At 39.7% G+C, this 17,818-nt stretch carries 16 protein-coding genes; all 16 read right to left on the bottom strand.

What is annotated here, in order from left to right:
• Nucleotide 1 precedes the first annotated feature (1 nt).
• Nucleotides 2–1,324 (bottom strand): cell division protein FtsA, encoded by a 1,323-nt coding sequence (gene ftsA / locus MHH31_RS07390; protein WP_007499754.1) that lies wholly within the window; start codon nucleotides 1,322–1,324, stop codon nucleotides 2–4.
• Between the two features lie 159 nt (nucleotides 1,325–1,483).
• On the bottom strand, nucleotides 1,484–1,852 hold the full coding sequence (locus MHH31_RS07385; protein WP_003210988.1) for a small basic family protein: 369 nt from the start codon (nucleotides 1,850–1,852) through the stop codon (nucleotides 1,484–1,486).
• Entirely contained in the window at nucleotides 1,852–2,577 is a 726-nt protein-coding gene (locus MHH31_RS07380; RefSeq protein ID WP_007499758.1) for a DUF881 domain-containing protein, read from the bottom strand. Before MHH31_RS07380 ends, MHH31_RS07385 begins: the two co-directional genes overlap by 1 nt.
• A 20-nt stretch (nucleotides 2,578–2,597) precedes the next feature.
• Nucleotides 2,598–3,287: a DUF881 domain-containing protein gene (locus tag MHH31_RS07375; protein WP_342495417.1), complete on the bottom strand. Its 690-nt coding sequence runs from the start codon at nucleotides 3,285–3,287 to the stop codon at nucleotides 2,598–2,600.
• Complete coding sequence (locus tag MHH31_RS07370; RefSeq protein WP_135008931.1) at nucleotides 3,284–4,063, bottom strand: cell division protein FtsQ/DivIB; 780 nt, start codon at nucleotides 4,061–4,063, stop codon at nucleotides 3,284–3,286. The genes MHH31_RS07375 and MHH31_RS07370 overlap by 4 nt, the downstream gene beginning before the upstream one ends.
• 136 nt (nucleotides 4,064–4,199) lie before the next feature.
• Nucleotides 4,200–5,111: a UDP-N-acetylmuramate dehydrogenase gene (gene murB, locus MHH31_RS07365; RefSeq protein WP_007499764.1), complete on the bottom strand. Its 912-nt coding sequence runs from the start codon at nucleotides 5,109–5,111 to the stop codon at nucleotides 4,200–4,202.
• Between the two features lie 30 nt (nucleotides 5,112–5,141).
• Nucleotides 5,142–6,236: an undecaprenyldiphospho-muramoylpentapeptide beta-N-acetylglucosaminyltransferase gene (gene murG, locus MHH31_RS07360; RefSeq protein ID WP_056704707.1), complete on the bottom strand. Its 1,095-nt coding sequence runs from the start codon at nucleotides 6,234–6,236 to the stop codon at nucleotides 5,142–5,144.
• 198 nt (nucleotides 6,237–6,434) lie between these two features.
• On the bottom strand, nucleotides 6,435–7,535 hold the full coding sequence (gene spoVE, locus MHH31_RS07355) for a stage V sporulation protein E (RefSeq protein ID WP_039166797.1): 1,101 nt from the start codon (nucleotides 7,533–7,535) through the stop codon (nucleotides 6,435–6,437).
• Between the two features lie 59 nt (nucleotides 7,536–7,594).
• On the bottom strand, nucleotides 7,595–8,950 hold the full coding sequence (gene murD, locus MHH31_RS07350) for a UDP-N-acetylmuramoyl-L-alanine--D-glutamate ligase (RefSeq protein WP_058337373.1): 1,356 nt from the start codon (nucleotides 8,948–8,950) through the stop codon (nucleotides 7,595–7,597).
• On the bottom strand, nucleotides 8,951–9,925 hold the full coding sequence (gene mraY / locus MHH31_RS07345) for a phospho-N-acetylmuramoyl-pentapeptide-transferase (RefSeq protein ID WP_007499771.1): 975 nt from the start codon (nucleotides 9,923–9,925) through the stop codon (nucleotides 8,951–8,953).
• A gap of 136 nt (nucleotides 9,926–10,061) precedes the next feature.
• Nucleotides 10,062–11,537 carry a UDP-N-acetylmuramoyl-L-alanyl-D-glutamate--2,6-diaminopimelate ligase gene (locus tag MHH31_RS07340; protein WP_039166804.1) on the bottom strand — a complete coding sequence of 492 codons (1,476 nt, stop codon included), beginning with the start codon at nucleotides 11,535–11,537 and terminating at the stop codon, nucleotides 10,062–10,064.
• 211 nt (nucleotides 11,538–11,748) lie between these two features.
• Nucleotides 11,749–13,668, bottom strand: coding sequence for a stage V sporulation protein D (locus tag MHH31_RS07335; protein WP_342495416.1), 1,920 nt, complete (start codon nucleotides 13,666–13,668; stop codon nucleotides 11,749–11,751).
• Nucleotides 13,669–13,793: 125 nt separating this feature from the next.
• Nucleotides 13,794–15,944, bottom strand: a complete 2,151-nt coding sequence (locus tag MHH31_RS07330; RefSeq protein WP_045034300.1) for a penicillin-binding protein — start codon at nucleotides 15,942–15,944, stop codon at nucleotides 13,794–13,796.
• A gap of 7 nt (nucleotides 15,945–15,951) precedes the next feature.
• Nucleotides 15,952–16,299, bottom strand: coding sequence for a cell division protein FtsL (gene ftsL, locus MHH31_RS07325; protein ID WP_058337375.1), 348 nt, complete (start codon nucleotides 16,297–16,299; stop codon nucleotides 15,952–15,954).
• A 36-nt stretch (nucleotides 16,300–16,335) separates the two neighbouring features.
• The gene (gene rsmH, locus MHH31_RS07320; RefSeq protein WP_007499781.1) at nucleotides 16,336–17,268 is read right to left on the bottom strand and encodes a 16S rRNA (cytosine(1402)-N(4))-methyltransferase RsmH; all 933 of its coding nucleotides are present in this window, start codon (nucleotides 17,266–17,268) and stop codon (nucleotides 16,336–16,338) included.
• Nucleotides 17,269–17,334: 66 nt separating this feature from the next.
• Complete coding sequence (gene mraZ, locus MHH31_RS07315) at nucleotides 17,335–17,766, bottom strand: division/cell wall cluster transcriptional repressor MraZ (RefSeq protein ID WP_003211163.1); 432 nt, start codon at nucleotides 17,764–17,766, stop codon at nucleotides 17,335–17,337.
• Nucleotides 17,767–17,818: the final 52 nt, after the last annotated feature.

Below are 17,818 nucleotides of genomic sequence, written 5' to 3'. Positions count from 1 at the left end.
TCTATTCCCAGAACATATTAAATAGTTTTTTCATTTTGCCCGGTTTTTTATTTGTCTCTTGTTGCGCTTTTTGTTTCACTTTCGGTCTTGGCTGAGCTTCTTTTACTTGTGGTGTAGAAGAAACCGGCTCCATGGACGCGCCTACTTCATGAAATGCTTCATCCGGCATTTGGAATCCAACCTGTCTGCCCTGAATCTTTGCATTGCGATAAGCAAAATGGATCAGGCCCACTCCTGTCATATATTGAGGTTCCCTGACCCCAATATAATTAGGACTTGCGATTCTTACATTGTTTTGTAAGACCGTTTGTGCCAGAGAAAGGATACCTGGTATAGCTGCCTGTCCACCTGTTAGAACGAATCCGCCAGGCAAATCATGGACACCCATATTGCGTAATTCCTCTGCCACAAAAAGCAGAATCTCTTCCAATCGTGCTTCAATGATATTGGCTGCTTCAAGTTGTGTATACGTCTGTTTTTGGTCCGTACCGATGACGGAAACTTCAAATGTCTCCTCAGACGATGCCTCATCATAGAATGCATGCCCAAATTGCTTTTTGATTCGTTCAGCTTCTTCAGTGGAAGTTCTAAGTCCTATAGACAAATCTTTTGTAATGTTCTCTCCGCCCAATGGGATACTGTGAGTAGAATAGAGATGCCCGTTTTCAAATACGGATATCGTAGTAGAGCCGCCGCCAATATCGACAAGAGCTACCCCTAGATTTTTTTCATCTTTCGATAACGCTGCTGAACCCGATGCGAGTGGCTGCAAGCAAATATCCATAATTTCAATACCAGCCCGCTCTACACATCGGAGCCAGTTATGTAGAATCGTTTTAGAACCAGTGATTAACGATCCATCCACTTCTAGCCGTACACCTAGCATTTTTTTCGGATCTGTGATCTCATCTCTTCCGTCGACGATAAATTGTCTCGGAATTACGTCTACTACGAGATGTTCTTGCGGAATAGATACTACCTGTGCAGCATCCAAGACACGTCTCACATCTTCAGCATGTATTTCTTTATTTTCACTAGACACTGCGACAACGCCGCTCGTATTCTGAATATGAATGTGGTTTCCGTTAATTCCGACTATCGCCTTTTGTAAAGGAAAACCTACCATTCTCTCAGCCTGTTCAAATGCTTGTCTAATAGAATGAACTGTTTCATCTATATCAACAATCGATCCTTTTTTTAACCCCTCTGAAGGGACATTTCCAACACCTATAATGTTAAGCGAATCATCCGCCATTTCTCCGACGATGACTTTTATATTGGATGTACCGATGTCAAGGCTGACGTAAATTTCATTGTTGTTCATTCTATGGCACCTCCTCACATATCAATACTTTCTATTCTATTATTTGCTGAACAACAATACAATGAATGTGTTTTTACAAGTGTGTAACAAAACTTAAAAAATCAACATTTTTTATTAGGATTACTGAAAATATTCGTTACATCATATGTATATCCTTTTTTATGACTCACTTTTTTTCTTTTTTTCTCTAGAAATTGTCCATTTTGTTAGTAGAATTCTTCGAATAACGGCGATATTTTGAAACAATCTAACACCGAATGCAAACATTCCGACTAAATACAAGTCTACACCAAGATGGACGCCCAGAAAAGCTAAACTTATTGCGAGTATAATATTAAAGAAGAAACCTGATACAAACACTAGTTCATCGTATGCCCCTTGCAGATGTGCTCTGATTCCACCAATCAATGTATCAAGCGCAGCAAGTACGGCGAGGGAAAGATAGTTAGAATACTCATTCGGTATCGTAAAATTCGTTAAGAAACCGATCGCAACTCCTATGATTAAACCAAGTACAGGAAGCCACATTAAGATTTTCCCTCCTTTACATCGTCAAGAGGCTTCAATTCATTTAATTGAATTGTACCGTCAAATGCTTTTAAATGAATTTTTTTCTTCGGCGGTCTAATACTCAAACTGAAATTTTCCTGAGCAAACAAATCACCAATATCCGATACATTTAAACGGCTGTATAATTTATCGGCCTGCTCGCTGACCATCTTAATCGTGACTGTATCACCATCTATGCTGTAACCATCCATTTTCGTCGTACCATTAATATCTCGAATAACACTGGTGTTAATCACCCGGTGTTCATTAATGGAAATATGTTTTGCCCCAAACATATTGGCTTCGTTGATTAATTTTTTTAGAAGATCAGGTGGTATATTTTTGACTTCTTCTCCGGTAAGTTCCTTAGAAAAAAGCTGAGTAATTTCTATTTCAACTCCTTCACCCGTTACCTCTGTAAAACCAGCCTTTTCTTTCAAATCCTTCAACGTTTTTGTTAATTGTGCTTCTTTTGATTGATCTTCTTGGTTGCCATACTTTTTTAGCATTTCATCATATTTATCAATTTCTTTCAATAAATCCAGTTCTTTACTTTTAGATGCAGATAAATCCTCTCTTAATTCCCAAACGTCTCGAGTATCGCGAACTTTAGGCTTTTGTAGAGAGTTAAACTGGATGGAGACCATGATGCCAAATATGACCATCAGGACTGTCAAACTAAGTAATGGCTTCTTTTTCCTCAACACCACTCACCTTTTCACATTTAATCTTTGTTTCTTAGAAGAGGATTCATACGAATATCCTTCTTTTCAATCGTCATGGAAATATGATCACTTGTCAGCTGATCAACCACCCCGCCTGCAATGTTTAATGCAGGAATTAAAACAGCTGGATCTCCAATAGCAGAAATGACAAAAGGTGCTGGATGTTGAACACCATCAACCGTGACGACTGGACCGTTACAATGTATGTATGATTGGTGTGTGATTCTTTGTCCGTTTATAGCTACAGCAGATGCCCCTGATATAAATAGTTCGTTTATCACATGGAAAATGTGGCTCTCATGCACAATGTAATTATTGACATTTTGTCCACTCGGGATATAAGATGCATCTTCAAGAGATACTTTTACCCCTTTCCCTTTTACACCTATTTCTCCTGTAAACATTCTGTATTTCTCAACATCTTCCAAAACATTAAAATACTTCTCTTTTTCATTTTTCAAACCAAACTCTGTTTCTTGGACCTTTGATTGAAGACGATAAAGTTCTTTTTCAAGTTTTTGATTCGCCTTTTCTTGCTTTGTTAGCTGACTTTTCAAAGAATATTCTTTTTTCCATTGTTCTGTTCGATTGACATCTACTCGATGCTGCTTCGTATATTGGTATGAAAAAGAAATCAGAAATCCAAGAACAAGCATTACAATTGAGAATATGACGGTTTTGCCTCTCAACGTTCATCTTCCTTTTTCTTAGATTTAAAAGCTTCAAAATATGTGGCTACTTCCATATGAATCGTACCTTTCTCAGAGGAGGAAAGCTCTTTGACAATGGCAGGGTACGTCGTCATTTTATCTGCGAATGTTTTAATTGATGCAATAACGGTGTTTCCATCATTCATATAAAATTTAACGAGCCACTGATTGGAGCTAGTCGGTACGTAATATACTTCTGAGATTAGTTCCTGAATAGAAGCCGGCAGTTGATTCAGAGCTCTCACTGTTTGCTTCAATTTCTCTTTATTGTCCCAATCGACAAAAATAGGTCCTGCGTGACTTGGTGTTACTTCATCTGGCAAAGCCGTCCCGTTTTCAAGAAGTTCATAATAAAAATGTCCCTTTTGCAGATACGCAATATTTGCATACTCTTTGACAGCAATACTGACCTTATTAGGGAAATGTTTTTTGATACTGACACTTTTAATCAATTTATTTTGCTTTATATGGTCTGCTGTTATATCTTTATTTAAATTCCAAAACTCTGTCTCGCCTTCTTTAATTTGCGAAAGTTTAACGAGCTGTTTTGTTGGTACATGTTCATTACCGGTAATGGTTAAAGAAGAAATTTTACTGATTGGTGTTTGCAAATAGACAATAATTAAAACCATGATAAAAAACAGCAAAATAAAAGAGATTAATCTCCGATTCGCTTTCTGCTTCCTTTGTTCTTTAATTTTAGGGATTCGCTCTTCTATATTGACGATCTTTTCATTTTCATGATCAGGCCGCATATATACTCTTCACCTCATTCAAAGCTGCTTGTCCGCACCTTTGGATCATTCTTTATCTCATATTGATTAGAAAACAAACGGCATGAAAAAATGCCGTTTGTTTTCCTGTGATACCATCATTCATAAGTAGTAGCCTTTAATTTGCTTCACCAATAATTTCTACTTCTGTATGCATCTCTACATTGTAGTCATCTTTGATTTTCTTTTGAATGTATTGAATTAAGTCGAGCACATCTTGAGCCTTCGCCCCACCAGCATTGACAATAAAGTTTCCGTGCATATCAGAAATTCTAGCGCCGCCAATCTGATATCCTTTTAAATTCGCCTTTTCTACAAGCTGTCCTGCATATTCAGGTAATGGATTTCGGAAAATACTGCCGGCGCATGGTTTATTATACGGTTGTGTTTCCTTGCGATAATCTTTATTTTGCTGCATTTTCTTTGTGATTTTCTCACGTTCGTCCTGTTTAAGCTTGAACACTGCTTCGAGAACAATTCCAGGTCGTTCCTTTTGAAGCACAGAAGTTCGATAGCTAAAGTTCATTTGCTCATTAGTTAACCACTCGATCGTTCCATCTTCAAATAAGACTCTCGCTTTCACAAGAATCTTGCTGATATCAGATCCATGTGCCCCTGCGTTCATATAAACAGCACCACCAATAGATCCTGGAATACCAGCTGCGAATTCCAATCCTGACAGCCCCTGCTTACTAAGAGACGTCGCGAGTCTTACAACTGAATAGCCTCCACCAACTGTAATTTCTTCATCATTGACAGTTAAGTGATCAAGCCCAGCGCCCAGCTTTAAAACGACCCCGCGAATTCCTTTATCAAGGACAAGTAAATTGGATCCTCTCCCAATGACCGTCCATTGAGTATCATGTTTTTTCACCTGATCCATAATTGTTTTGACAGCATCGACATCTTTAGGGATGACTAATAGATCGGCCGGTCCGCCTATTTTCATTGTCGTATGATTTGCAAGCGGTTCATTTTCAAGTACTTTACCAACTTGCGCTTCTAATAATTCATTCTTCAAGTTCTCCATATTACCCTCCGCCTTACCTCATATCATTCATCATGAAGTCGTAATTTCTTTTAACACATTATATAAACGTGTGGCCGCATCTGGTACTCCAAGTTCTTTTGTTAAACGGCTCATTTGATGTAGTTTCTCGTCATTACCAGCAATTTCATCAATTGCATGAAGCAAGCGATCTCCAGAAAGCTCTGATTCTCTTAAAACGATCGCAGCATCATGTTTTTCAAGTGATCTTGCGTTAATTTCTTGATGATTTGCGGTCACGTATGGACTTGGAATGAAGATGGTCGGAATTCCAAGTGCCGTCACTTCAGCAATCGTTGTGGCTCCCGCTCTTGCAACAATGACATCAATTGATTTTAAATACTCCGGCATTTGATGCAAGAAAGGCTTTGTGATCATATTCGGTGCTTCACCTTTTTCTTTTAATTCGTTCAGCACTTTTTCATAATGAACCTCACCTGTAATATATAAAAGCTGATAGTTCTTTGCCTTTAATTCATCTTGCATGTCAATCACTGCTTGATTGATTGGAGCTGCACCTCTGCTCCCGCCAAAAATGAGAACCGTTTTTTTCTTCTCATCCAGCCCGAACTCTTTAAGAGATTTTCCCTCTTTAATAGAGACGACTTCAGAGGCTCTTGGGTTTCCCGTAAAAACAACCTTTTCTGAAGGAAAGTGTTCCTTTGCTTCTTCAAAACAGATGGCTACTTTATTCACATACCGTGCCAGAAACTTATTTGTGATGCCTGGCAGGCTATTTTGTTCGTGAATGATCGTCGGGATTTTTAGCTTAGACGCAGCATAAACAACAGGACCACACACATAACCACCTGTTCCAATAACAGCATCCGGCTTAAATTCTTTTAAATAAGATTTACTTTTTTGGACGCCCTTTAGAAACCTCATCACTGTTTTTACATTATCAAAGGAAAGCTTTCTTTTAAAACCTGAAATTTCAATTGATTTAAAAGGGATATTTTCTCTTTCTACAATTTTCTTTTCAAGCCCATTCTCAGTGCCAATATATAAAAATTCCACATCAGGATGCAGTCTTTTCACTTCTTTAATAAAAGCTAGAGCAGGATAAATATGCCCGCCTGTTCCGCCTCCACTAATAACTATACGCATTATACCATTTCCCCTCAATTTTTTTCTGCTCTGAACAAAGTATAAACCCTGTTTTAAACAACAGGGCTCCGTCAAAACCTGTAAAGAAGAGTTAATCATCATGTTTTCGAAACAGAAACTGCCATTTTCACTCTTCAAATCATTTTTTCATACTTTTGCAAAATAAAAGTCTATATGGTTTTATGAACTATCGGCACATTAATATCTAGCATACCTGCTTACATTCAAAAGTACGCCAATTGCCATCAGCATTAATGTCAGTGATGAACCGCCATAACTTATGAATGGGAGTGTGATGCCCGTCACAGGGATGAGACCAGTGACAACTGCGATATTAATCATTACTTGAATGGCAACCATTGAGATGATGCCCACTGCCAAGAAACTTCCATATAAATCTGGTGCACCGAGGGCTATTCTAATGCCTCTCCACAATAGAACACTAAAGAGCAGCAAAATGAGTGATCCACCTATAAATCCAAGTTCTTCAGACAAAATAGCAAAGATAAAGTCTGTTTGAGGCTCAGGCAAATAGAAGAATTTTTGTCTACTCTGACCTAGCCCCATTCCAAACAGACCGCCTGGACCGACAGCATATAAGGATTGAATAATTTGAAACCCGCTGCCAAGTGGATCCTCCCAAGGATTTAAATAAGATGTAATTCGTTTTATTCGATAGGGTGCTGATAAGACAAGTGCGGCAAATCCGCTAAGCCCTAAAAGACCGAGAAAGATAAAGTGAGCGATTCTCGCACCTGAAACAAATATCATAATAATACAGGTTCCAACCATAACCGTTCCTGTACCTAGGTCCGGCTGCAGCATAATGATGGCAAATGCAGAAAACACAATGCCTAGTGCTGGGGCGAAACCTTTACGAAAGGATGTGATATTCTTTTGCTTTTCAGATAAGAATTTTGCAAGAAACGCAATCATCGCAAGCTTCATAAATTCAGATGGCTGAATACTAAACGCACCGACACCAATCCAGCTTCTTGAACCATTTCTCTCCATACCGATACCAGGAATCAAGACAAGCACGAGTAGGAGAAAACACACTGCAATCAGTATCTTTGACCAAGTCCGCCACGTCCAATAATCGACCCGCATAATGAAAAACATTGCGATAACTCCGATTCCGGCAAACAAAAGCTGTCTTTTTGCAAAATAAAACGAATCATCAAATTTATACGATGCCCACACAGCACTTGCGCTGTACACCATAATTAAACCAATCGTCAATAAAAGTAACGTAATGACAACAAGCAAAAAATCCGGAGAAGTTTTCTTATTCGTCAAGAGACCGACACCCCAAGCATAATTTCATTTGGGCTGTCAGTCATATGAGAGACAAGCCCTTATTTAAGCATATGCACGGCGTTTACAAACATGTCTCCTCGCTCTTCAAATGTTTTATGCTGATCCCAACTTGCACAAGCTGGAGACAATAAAATCACGTCTTCTTCTTCAGATATGCTAAACGCCGCAGGTACTGCTTGTTCAACATTATCGACATGTTTTACGTGATGTATTCCCAGCTCTTCACCAAGCTTCACAAACTTAGGCGCAGTCTCACCAAATGTAATTATTCCTTTTACATTCTTCATAAAAGGTTTTAATTCATCAAATTCATTGCCACGATCCAGTCCACCTGCTAGTAAAATGGTCGGCTGCTTGAAGGCAGACAAAGCTTTACTTGTTGCCAGTATATTGGTCGCTTTACTGTCATTATAAAATTTTCTATTTTGAATCGTCTCCACAAATTGCAAACGATGCTTCACTCCACTAAATGTAGTAAGAACTTGCGCAATCGCTTCGTTTGAGCAGCCTGCATTTTTTACAACACAAATAGCTGCTAGAATATTTTCTTGGTTATGCTCACCAGGAAGAACAACATCCTTGAGGTCAATGACATGTTCATTCATATAGTAGATGGCACCATCTTTAATAAACGCTCCATGTGCTACCGGCTCTTTAACTGAGAAAAACACTTTTTGCGCTTTCGAATCTTCTGCTAGTTTGACAACAGATGGATCATCTAGGTTAACCACAGCTATGTCATCTTCTTGTTGATGTGCATACACTTTCTGTTTTGCTTTTTCGTATTCTTCACGCGTGTGATGATAGTCTAAATGTGCGTCAAAAATATTTAATATTAAGCTGATTTTAGGTCTGAATTCAACGGTTCCCATTAACTGAAATGAAGAGAGCTCAGTTACGATCCATTCATCGCCCGCTGCACGCGCGGCAACTTCACTTGCGACCGTTCCGATATTACCTGCTACCAATGTTTTTTGGCTGTCTTTTTTCAACATTTCATAAATCAAAGTGGTCGTGGTCGTTTTTCCATTTGATCCGGTAATCCCAATAAAAGGAGATGAGGTCAAATGATACGCCAATTCTATTTCAGTCCAAACTGGAATTTTTCGGCGAAGCGCCTCTTGAACCATCACATTCTCATAAGGAATTCCTGGGTTCTTAATTAAAATCGTAATTTCTTTATCGTCGAACATACGAAGAGGATGACTGCCACAAATGACATCAATCCCCTTTTCAGAAAGTAACTGAGCAGGCTCGTTTTCTTCAAAAGCTTTTTGGTCATTGACCGTCACGTTTATTCCGTGCTCGTGAAGAATTGAGGCTGCCGCATATCCGCTTTTTGCAAGGCCTAGTACTAGTACATGTTCGTCTTTTAACATTTGCATCCTATTCAATTATAACCACACCTCGATGTAAATTCCTAAAACAGCAAGCAATAAACCAGCTGTCCAGAAGGTGACAACTACTCTCCACTCAGACCAGCCAACTAACTCATAGTGGTGGTGAAGCGGGCTCATCTTAAAGATTCTTTTTCCAGTTGTTTTGAAGGAGATGACTTGAAGGATAACGGATAACGTTTCAACAACAAATACTCCTCCAATAATGACGAGTAAAATCTCAAGTTTCGTTAAAATGGCAATGGCCACTATGGCACCGCCTAAAGCAAGCGATCCCGTATCACCCATAAATACTTTTGCAGGATGCGCATTAAAGACAAGGAACCCAAGGACAGCGCCTGCTACTGCTACCGAAAAGATCGCCACATCATACTGAGATTGATTCCAAGCCAATATAGCAAAAGCTCCGAATGCAATAGCAGCTGTTCCAGATAATAAACCATCAAGTCCATCCGTAAGGTTTACCGCATTAGAACCACCGACAAGCATGAAAACGACGAGGATAAAGTATGCCCATCCTAAGTCAAAGCTGACATCTGTTCCTGGAATGCGAATAGTCGTTGCAAACTCATAATAATGGAAGACTGCATAGAAAATCACAGCAATCACAATTTGCCCGATCAGTTTTTGTTTCGATGTTAAGCCAAGATTTCGCTTCATCGCTACTTTAATATAATCATCTAAAAATCCTAATAATCCGTAGCCAAGGGTGACAAATAACAATAAAAACATTTCTGGACTAATCTCAGAGAATTTGTTAATCATTACGATCGTTGTAATTGTAATAGAAAAGATAATCATAATTCCGCCCATTGTTGGGGTACCAGATTTCTTTTGGTGAGACTGAGGTCCTTCTTCTCTAATACTTTGACCAAATTTAAGTCTTCTTAAAAACGGAATAAAAATCGGGGATAAAAGAACACTGATTAAAAATCCCATTATGATTGTAAACAATATCACCTGTTCAAGCATTGTTCTTTACTCCTTCCGAATTTCCAAAGCCGTTTTCCATTAGAAAATAGCATTCATTATTATGATATTCATTCGTGTCTTTCGTATGTTGTTTTTGTACAAAATGCTTCATTTCATTACACTCTTTTCATCATTTTTAAGATTTGTTTAGATCTAAAATAGCGTCCGCTGCCACCTTGGCATCATCAAAGTCATAGACTTGATCACCAATGATTTGGTACGTCTCATGGCCTTTTCCAGCTATTAAGACTGTATCGCCCTTTTTTGCATTAGCAATGGCAAAAAAGATGGCCTGTTTCCGGTTCACAAAGCTGTGATAATAGGCGTTTGGCACGCCATTTTCCATGTCTTTCAAAATGGCTGATGGATCTTCACTTCTTGGATTATCTGATGTGAAAACAGGCTCATCTGCATATTTCACAGCGATTTGGGCCATCTGAGGGCGCTTGGTTTTATCACGGTCGCCCCCGCAGCCAACTACACAGAAAATTCTACCTTCTGTTAATTCTCTACACGTAGTCAGTACATTTTCTAAACTGTCAGGTGTGTGCGCATAATCAACGATGACTGGGAAGTCTTGATCAAAATTCACAAGTTCGAATCTTCCTTTGACTCCCTCAAGTTCTTCAATGGCACTAACGATCGTTTCAAACGTTAAGCCTGATACAATTCCTACTGATACAGCTGCTAGAATGTTATACACATTGAATTTCCCAATAAGGGCAACCGTCACATTTTTTGTGCCGATTGGGGTGATCAAATCAAATTGTGTTCCCTTTGGTTTAATTTGAATGTTCTTTGCCATTACATCTGATTCTTGCTCTAAGCCATACGTCATAATTTCAGCAGCTGTGACTTTTTCAAAATAACTAGACGCTTCATCATCTGCATTTAAAATGGCATGCTTCGGCTTATCGTGCTGAAAGGCACTTCCGAGCTGGGAAAAGAGCAAGCTTTTTGCATGTTTATATTCTTCCATTGTGTTGTGGTAGTCCAGATGATCTTGGGTAAGATTTGTAAAGACGGCAATATCATAATCACATCCATGAACACGCCCAAGATGCAAAGCATGTGATGATACTTCCATAATGGCCGTATCTACGTCTTGATCAAGCATCTGCTTAAAGGTCTTCTGAAGGGTGACACTCTCAGGTGTTGTGTTTTTCACTTCGAGAATTTCATCGTTTACCTTCATATACATCGTACCGATTAAACCTGTTTTTTTATCGGCTTTTCTCATGATTTGCTCAATCATGTGTGTTGTGGACGTTTTCCCGTTCGTTCCTGTAATACCAATTAGATTGAGTTTATGAGTTGGCTGTTCGTAAAAAGCATCTGCCATTCTTGCAAGTGCTCTTTGAGAGTGTTTTACAATAATGACTGGTACATCTGTTATGTGAAGTGGGTGTTCTGCTACAATCGCTGCAGCCCCGCTTTTCACAGCTTTTTCAGCGTAATCATGTCCATCTACTGTATAGCCTTTTATACAGACAAAAAGACTCCCTTTTTTCACTTCTCTTGAATCCATTTCAATGGAAGTAATCTCCGGATTTTCGTTTATCAGTTCACTGTTTTCACTTTTAAAGTATGTAAGGAGTTCTTGTAATTTCATTTCATATCAAACCTCTCAAATTCGTTCACGTGCATGTCTTGTGAAAAAAACACACAGTCTATATTTTATCGTAAAAAAAAGGATACATCCAGCGTATTCCTTAAGTTTCTCTTGGAAAAAACACACTTTATGCTCTTTTTTTAAAGCGACCCTTCACTTTCAACAAAAAGAGGCAGCCGAATGAGTGCGGCTACCCTCTGTTCATTCTTTATTATTCATCATTTAAGTATAATCGGATCGTGGAACCTTCTTTGACCTTTGTGCCGGCAGCAGGCGATTGCTTCACCACTTTACTGCCAGTTCCTGAAGCATCAATCTTTAAATTAATCAGGAGTGATTCAAGGTCAGAAACAGATCCTCCTACAAGATTCGGTACCTCAATGGTTTTTGTGTCCAGCCATTGGTACTTCTTTTCAATTTGTCCTTTTCTTTTTTTCACGCCCATTTCAGGCAGACTGTCTCGCATAATATGGCCCACAATAGGTGCTGCTACTGTCCCACCAAATTGAATCGTGCCTTTTGGGTTATCTACTGCTACATATACAACAATGCTTGGATCATCCGCAGGTGCAAACCCGATAAATGACACAATGTGGTTATTTTCCATGTACTTTCCGTCTTTTACTTTCTGTGCTGTTCCTGTTTTTCCGCCCACCCGATATCCTTCAACGAATGCATTCCGGCCAGTTCCTTGAGCGACTACACTTTCAAGGGCATACCTGATTTCTTTAGACGTCTCCGCTGAAATGACTTTCTTCTTGGCAATTGGTGATTGCTTTTTCACCACCTCTTTTGTAATTGGATCGATCCATTCTTTTGCAATATACGGCGTGTAAAGCGTTCCTCCATTTACTGCGGCTGCCACTGCAGCTACTTGTTGAATCGGCGTAACAGATACACCTTGACCAAAGGCTGTTGTTGCCTGTTCTACAGGACCAACACGATCAAGCGGGAACAAAATTCCTCTACCTTCTCCTTGAAGGTCGATGCCTGTCTTTTGACCAAAGCCGAAATTTTTAATATAAGAAAATAATTTATCTTTTCCAAGACGGTCGCCTAGCTCGACGAATCCTGGGTTACAAGAGTTTTGTACCACTTCTAGAAACGACTGTGATCCATGTCCTCCCTTTTTCCAGCATCTGAGCCTTGCGCCATCCACTGTCACAGATCCGCTGTCAAAAAAATGATCACGTTTTAAATTCACTTTATTTTCTTCCAGGGCAGCTGCCAGTGTAATGATTTTAAACGTCGATCCTGGCTCATATGTGCTCCACACCGGTAAGTTTCGATTAAATACTTTTGAATCAACTGATTGATAGTCAGCCGGATCAAAGTCAGGTCTGCTCGACATTCCCAGCACCTCACCATTTTTCGGATTCATGGCAATGGCAATCATGCCATCTGGGTTATATTTTGCCTGAGCATTGTCTAGTTCTCGTTCGATGATGGTTTGCACTTTTGAATCAACTGTTAATTTCATATCAAGGCCATCTTTAGGCGGTGTATAATCATCTGCTTCATCTGGCATTTTCTGCCCTTTTGCATCAGAATAAAATTTCACAGAGCCTTTTTCACCTTTTAAGTCATCATCATAGTACGCTTCTAGTCCAAGTAAGCCTTGATTATCAATTCCAGCAAAACCCAATACATGAGATAAGAAACTTCCAAACGGGTAATGTCTGATGCTGTCTTCTGCTACATAGACTCCATCTAAATCAAGTTCTCTGACTTCTTTTGCTTTTTCATGAGATACTTTTCTCCCCTCTGGGGAAATTCGTTCTATAGACGTTTTCTTGGTGACATGCTTGTACGCTTTCTCCTCAGACATATTCAGTACTGCAGCTAATTTTTTGCTTGTTTCTGCTGGGTCTTTCACCTGCCGCGGCACGACTAAAATAGAGGGAGCACTTTTGTTCGTCGCAAGCTCCACCCCATTTCGATCCAAAATATCTCCTCGTTCTGGTTCAAATGGGAGGTTACGGTTCCATGAATCTTTCGCTAAACTTGTCAGCTTCTCGCCCATAATAAACTGCACATATCCTAATCTAGTATCTATGATGAAAAAAATGATCACCCCAAACAGCAGCACGAAAAGCAATCGTTTTCTCACTGTTACACTTGACACTCGCACGCCCGGTTCACTCCTTACATATGGCTTGTTTTCATCATATGCAGGCTCGTCTTTTTATAGAACGATCTCGTCCATCGCTCAAGCAAAAGAAAAAAACCTAGCAAATGATTTGCTAGGTTTTCAAGTTAATTTGGACTTTTGAAGGTCACTGTGACGACTTTATCTGAAATCTCCGCTCCACTTTTCACGCTTTGTTTGACAGCATATCCCTGTCCATTTGTTTCAATATGCACACCTGAAATAGACGCATATTGAAGAACTTCCCTTCTGGACCAGCCTGTCATATCAGGCATTTTAATGGTTTTCCCTGCTGTTTTCAAAAAGACTTTCTGGCTTTCAGAGAATTCAGAGCCCGCACTCGGCCATTGGCGTTTAATGGATAAACCGTCACCAATAACAACAGGTGATAACTTTTTGTTTTTTGCTTCTGTTTCTGCCTGTTTCACTTCTAAATCTAGGAATGACGGCATTGTTTCTTGTTTTATTTTCTGTTTGCCAGATTTTTTATCGTCTGTTTTTGTTGGTGCGATATTTAAATAGAGCAAACTATTTTTCATCACAGGGTTAAAGATTTCTGAAACAGGGGCTGAGCCCGTTTGTGTTTCAGATAGCTGAGGCTGTTGGACAGCCACATAAACGAGCAGCTTCGGATCATCTTTTGGTGCCATTCCCATAAATGAAAAGACGTAATCGTTTCTCCCTTGAAGGTAGCCGCCAGCACCGCCAATTTGTCCTGTACCCGTTTTCCCAGCGACATCAAAACCTTTGATTTGGTATGGCTGTCCTGTGCCAATTTTTGAGGAAACGACCTCACCTAAAATGTCACGGACTTGCTTCGCTGTATCAGAAGAAATTGGTTTTCCTGCTACTGTTGGTTCGTGCTGTAAAATTGTTTTGTTTGTGTTCGGGTCTGTAATATGATCGATTACATATGGCTTCATCATCGTTCCACCGTTTGCAATGGCTGTCGCCGCTTCAATTTGCTGAATTGGGGTAATCGCGGACGCCTGACCATAAGCAGTCGATGCTTTGTCATATTCGTATCTGAAATTGATTTTACTAGACGCTTCGTTCGGCAAGTCTATGCCTGTTTTGTCATAGAAATGGAATTTTTGCAAGTATTGTTCATAGCGTGTGAAACCTAATTTTTCTTTTGCCAATTTCGCAAAAGCTACGTTTGAAGAACGTAGAACACCTTCATGAAAATCAATTTTTCCCCAGCCATTTCCGTTGTTATGGTCTCTTACAAGACCGCCGCCTACTTTATAAGTACCAGACTGATACTTGTCACTGCCTTGGTACACTCCTTCTTGGATAGCAGCAGCGAGTGTAAAAATTTTCATCGTTGAACCTGGTTCAAATGCGTAAGAAATGACATCGTTGTTATAATTCGTAATGTCGAGTTCATTTAAATTAAAGCTTGGCCGCTGTCCCATTGCAAGAACTCTTCCAGTTTTCGGATCAACGACTGTCGCAATGATTTTCTTCGGCTTATATTTTTTAGCGACCTGCGTCATACTTTCTTCAAGAAATGCTTGAATTTTTTGGTCGATGGTCAGTGTGACGTTTTTCCCGTCTTTCGGGGCAACGATGTCTTCTTTACTATTCGGAAGTGCCCATCCGCTTCTGTCGCTGTTATACGTTACATAGCCATCTTTTTCTTTTAAATATTTATTCAGAGCCTTTTCTAGACCCATTGCGCCTGACATGTCCTTGGTGGCTTCATCTAATCTAGCATAACCGATTAAGTTCGAAGCAAACATGCCGTTTGGATAATACCTCTTTGTATCTTTTTCAAAGGCGATCCCAGGAAGTTTTAGCTTTTCAATTTTTTCCTTAGTTGAAAAACTAATATCCTTTCCGGCTTTACCAAACTCGACTTGGAACGCATCTTTTGTATTCAGACGCTTTAAAATTTCACTCTCACTCATATCAATGACTTTTGACAGCTCTTTTGCTGTCTTTTCTTTGTCAACGACATGCATCGGATGCTTTGGATCGACCGTCATTTTCTTGCTCATGATCGCAATCAGTTTATACACAGATGTATCTTCCGCAATCACATTTCCGTTTCTGTCTAAAATGGAGCCTCTTTTGGCTTCAAGTGTTTTTTTCGATTGATATTGTTCATTGGCTTTTGCAGCTAACACTTGTCCATCGACGGTTCCCGTAATCTGAATATAAATAAAACGTGCAAGGATGATAAAGAAAAACAGGGCGAAGCAAATACTCGCAATTGCCGCGCCTCTGTTCATCATTTTATTCTTTTTAGGCATCGCCATGTTAATCGACCTTCTTAACATCTTTCGACATGCTTAAGCCTGCTTTTTTAGCGGCTTCAATGATTCTCTCTGGTTCACTTAGTAAATCTTTTTGCTTTTGCAGTTCAGTGATCTTTTTCGATTCTAAAGTCACTTGCTGTTCTAGCTTCTGCACTTCGATATTTGCGTGATAAACAGCAAAGGCTTTAGAAATGATGAGGATCGAGCTGCACATGAGAGCCATGACAAACATGACAAGTAAGATTTTTTCACCAAGTGTAATAGAACCTCTTCTTCTAATCACAACCGATTGACCTTGTTGCTCGGTTTGATGTTGCTTTACTTCTCTTTGGTAAGCCAAATTACTCATAAGAAACCTCCTTTTTATCATCATCTATGGTGTCGTTTACTTTTTTTCTGCAATTCGGAGCTTCGCTGAACGGGCACGGTTGTTATATTCCAGCTCTTGTTCTGATGCAACGATTGGTTTTCTCGTGATCAGCTTCAGTTTTGGTTCAAGTCCTTCTGGAATTACTGGCAGTCCGTGCGGAAGTTCTGGAAGAGAAGACATTTCTTTAAATGTACTTTTACATATCCGATCTTCAAGTGAATGGAATGTAATGACAGAAATTCTCCCCTTCGGATTGAGTAACTCTATTGCTTGTTCTAGTGCTTCTTCAAATACTTTCAATTCATCATTTACGGCAATTCGGATCGCTTGAAATACTCTTTTCGCTGGATGTCCGCCTTTTCGTCTTGCAGGTGCGGGAATTCCTTCTTTAATAATGTCGACAAGCTCTCCTGTTGTTTCAATTGGCGCTTTTTTTCTGGCTTCTTCAATTTTGCGTGCGATTTGCTTGCTGAACTTTTCTTCCCCATATTTGTAGAAAATCCGAACTAGATCTTCAAATGGCCATTCATTCACCACTTGTTTTGCCGACAAAGCAGCGGTTTGATCCATTCGCATGTCAAGAGGTGCATCATGGTGATAACTAAAGCCTCTCTCTGGTGTGTCAAGCTGAGGTGATGAAACCCCAAGATCAAAAATCACACCGTCTACGCTTGTAATTCCTTGTTCATTCAGACGTTCTTTTAAATATCGGAAGTTGCTTTTTATGAAAAGAATGTTCGCTTTAACATGTGCGAGCTTCTCTCGTGCATGATCCAGTGCAGCATCGTCTTGGTCAAACCCAATCAATGTACCTTTTTCTGATAATTGAGATAGTAAATATGAGCTATGACCTGCGCCGCCTAGCGTGCAGTCCACATATGTACCGTCTTCTTTGACGTTTAAACCGTCAACTGTTTCTTTTAATAATACTGTCTCATGTTGAAACATGATGATATGGTCCCACCTTTTTCAAATAGAAATGAATGTGTAGAAAGCTTGCTGCACAAGGGATTATTATATATCAAATCCAATCATGTTTTCAGCAATTTCAGCAAAAGAATCTTCTTGCTCTTCTGTATATTGTTCCCAGATCGACTTACTCCACAACTCAATTCGATTTGAAACGCCGATGACCACACATTCTTTTTCGAGTTTTGCATATTGGAGTAGGTTGGATGCGATGTTAATGCGCCCCTGCTTGTCCAGATCACATTCAACTGCGCCGGAGAAGAAGAACCGGGTAAACGCACGTGCATCTTTTTTCGTTAGCGGCAGTGCTTTGAGTTTCTCTTCAATTAGTTTCCACTCACTCATAGGGTAGCCAAATAAACATTGATCAAGCCCTCTCGTCAGCACAAACTGTTCTCCGAGACCGTCTCTAAATTTAGCAGGGATGATCATGCGCCCTTTTGTATCAATCGTATGTTGGTATTCACCCATGAACATGATCATCAGAGCCCCACTTTCTCACCTATACTCTCCACTATCCACCACTTCT

The sequence above is a fragment of the Bacillus sp. FSL K6-1033 genome (assembly GCF_038630765.1).
In the GTDB taxonomy this organism is placed as follows: domain Bacteria; phylum Bacillota; class Bacilli; order Bacillales; family Bacillaceae; genus Bacillus; species Bacillus altitudinis.
The sequence above is the reverse complement of the archived record's forward strand: the minus strand, read 5'-3'. Positions and strand labels throughout refer to the sequence as shown.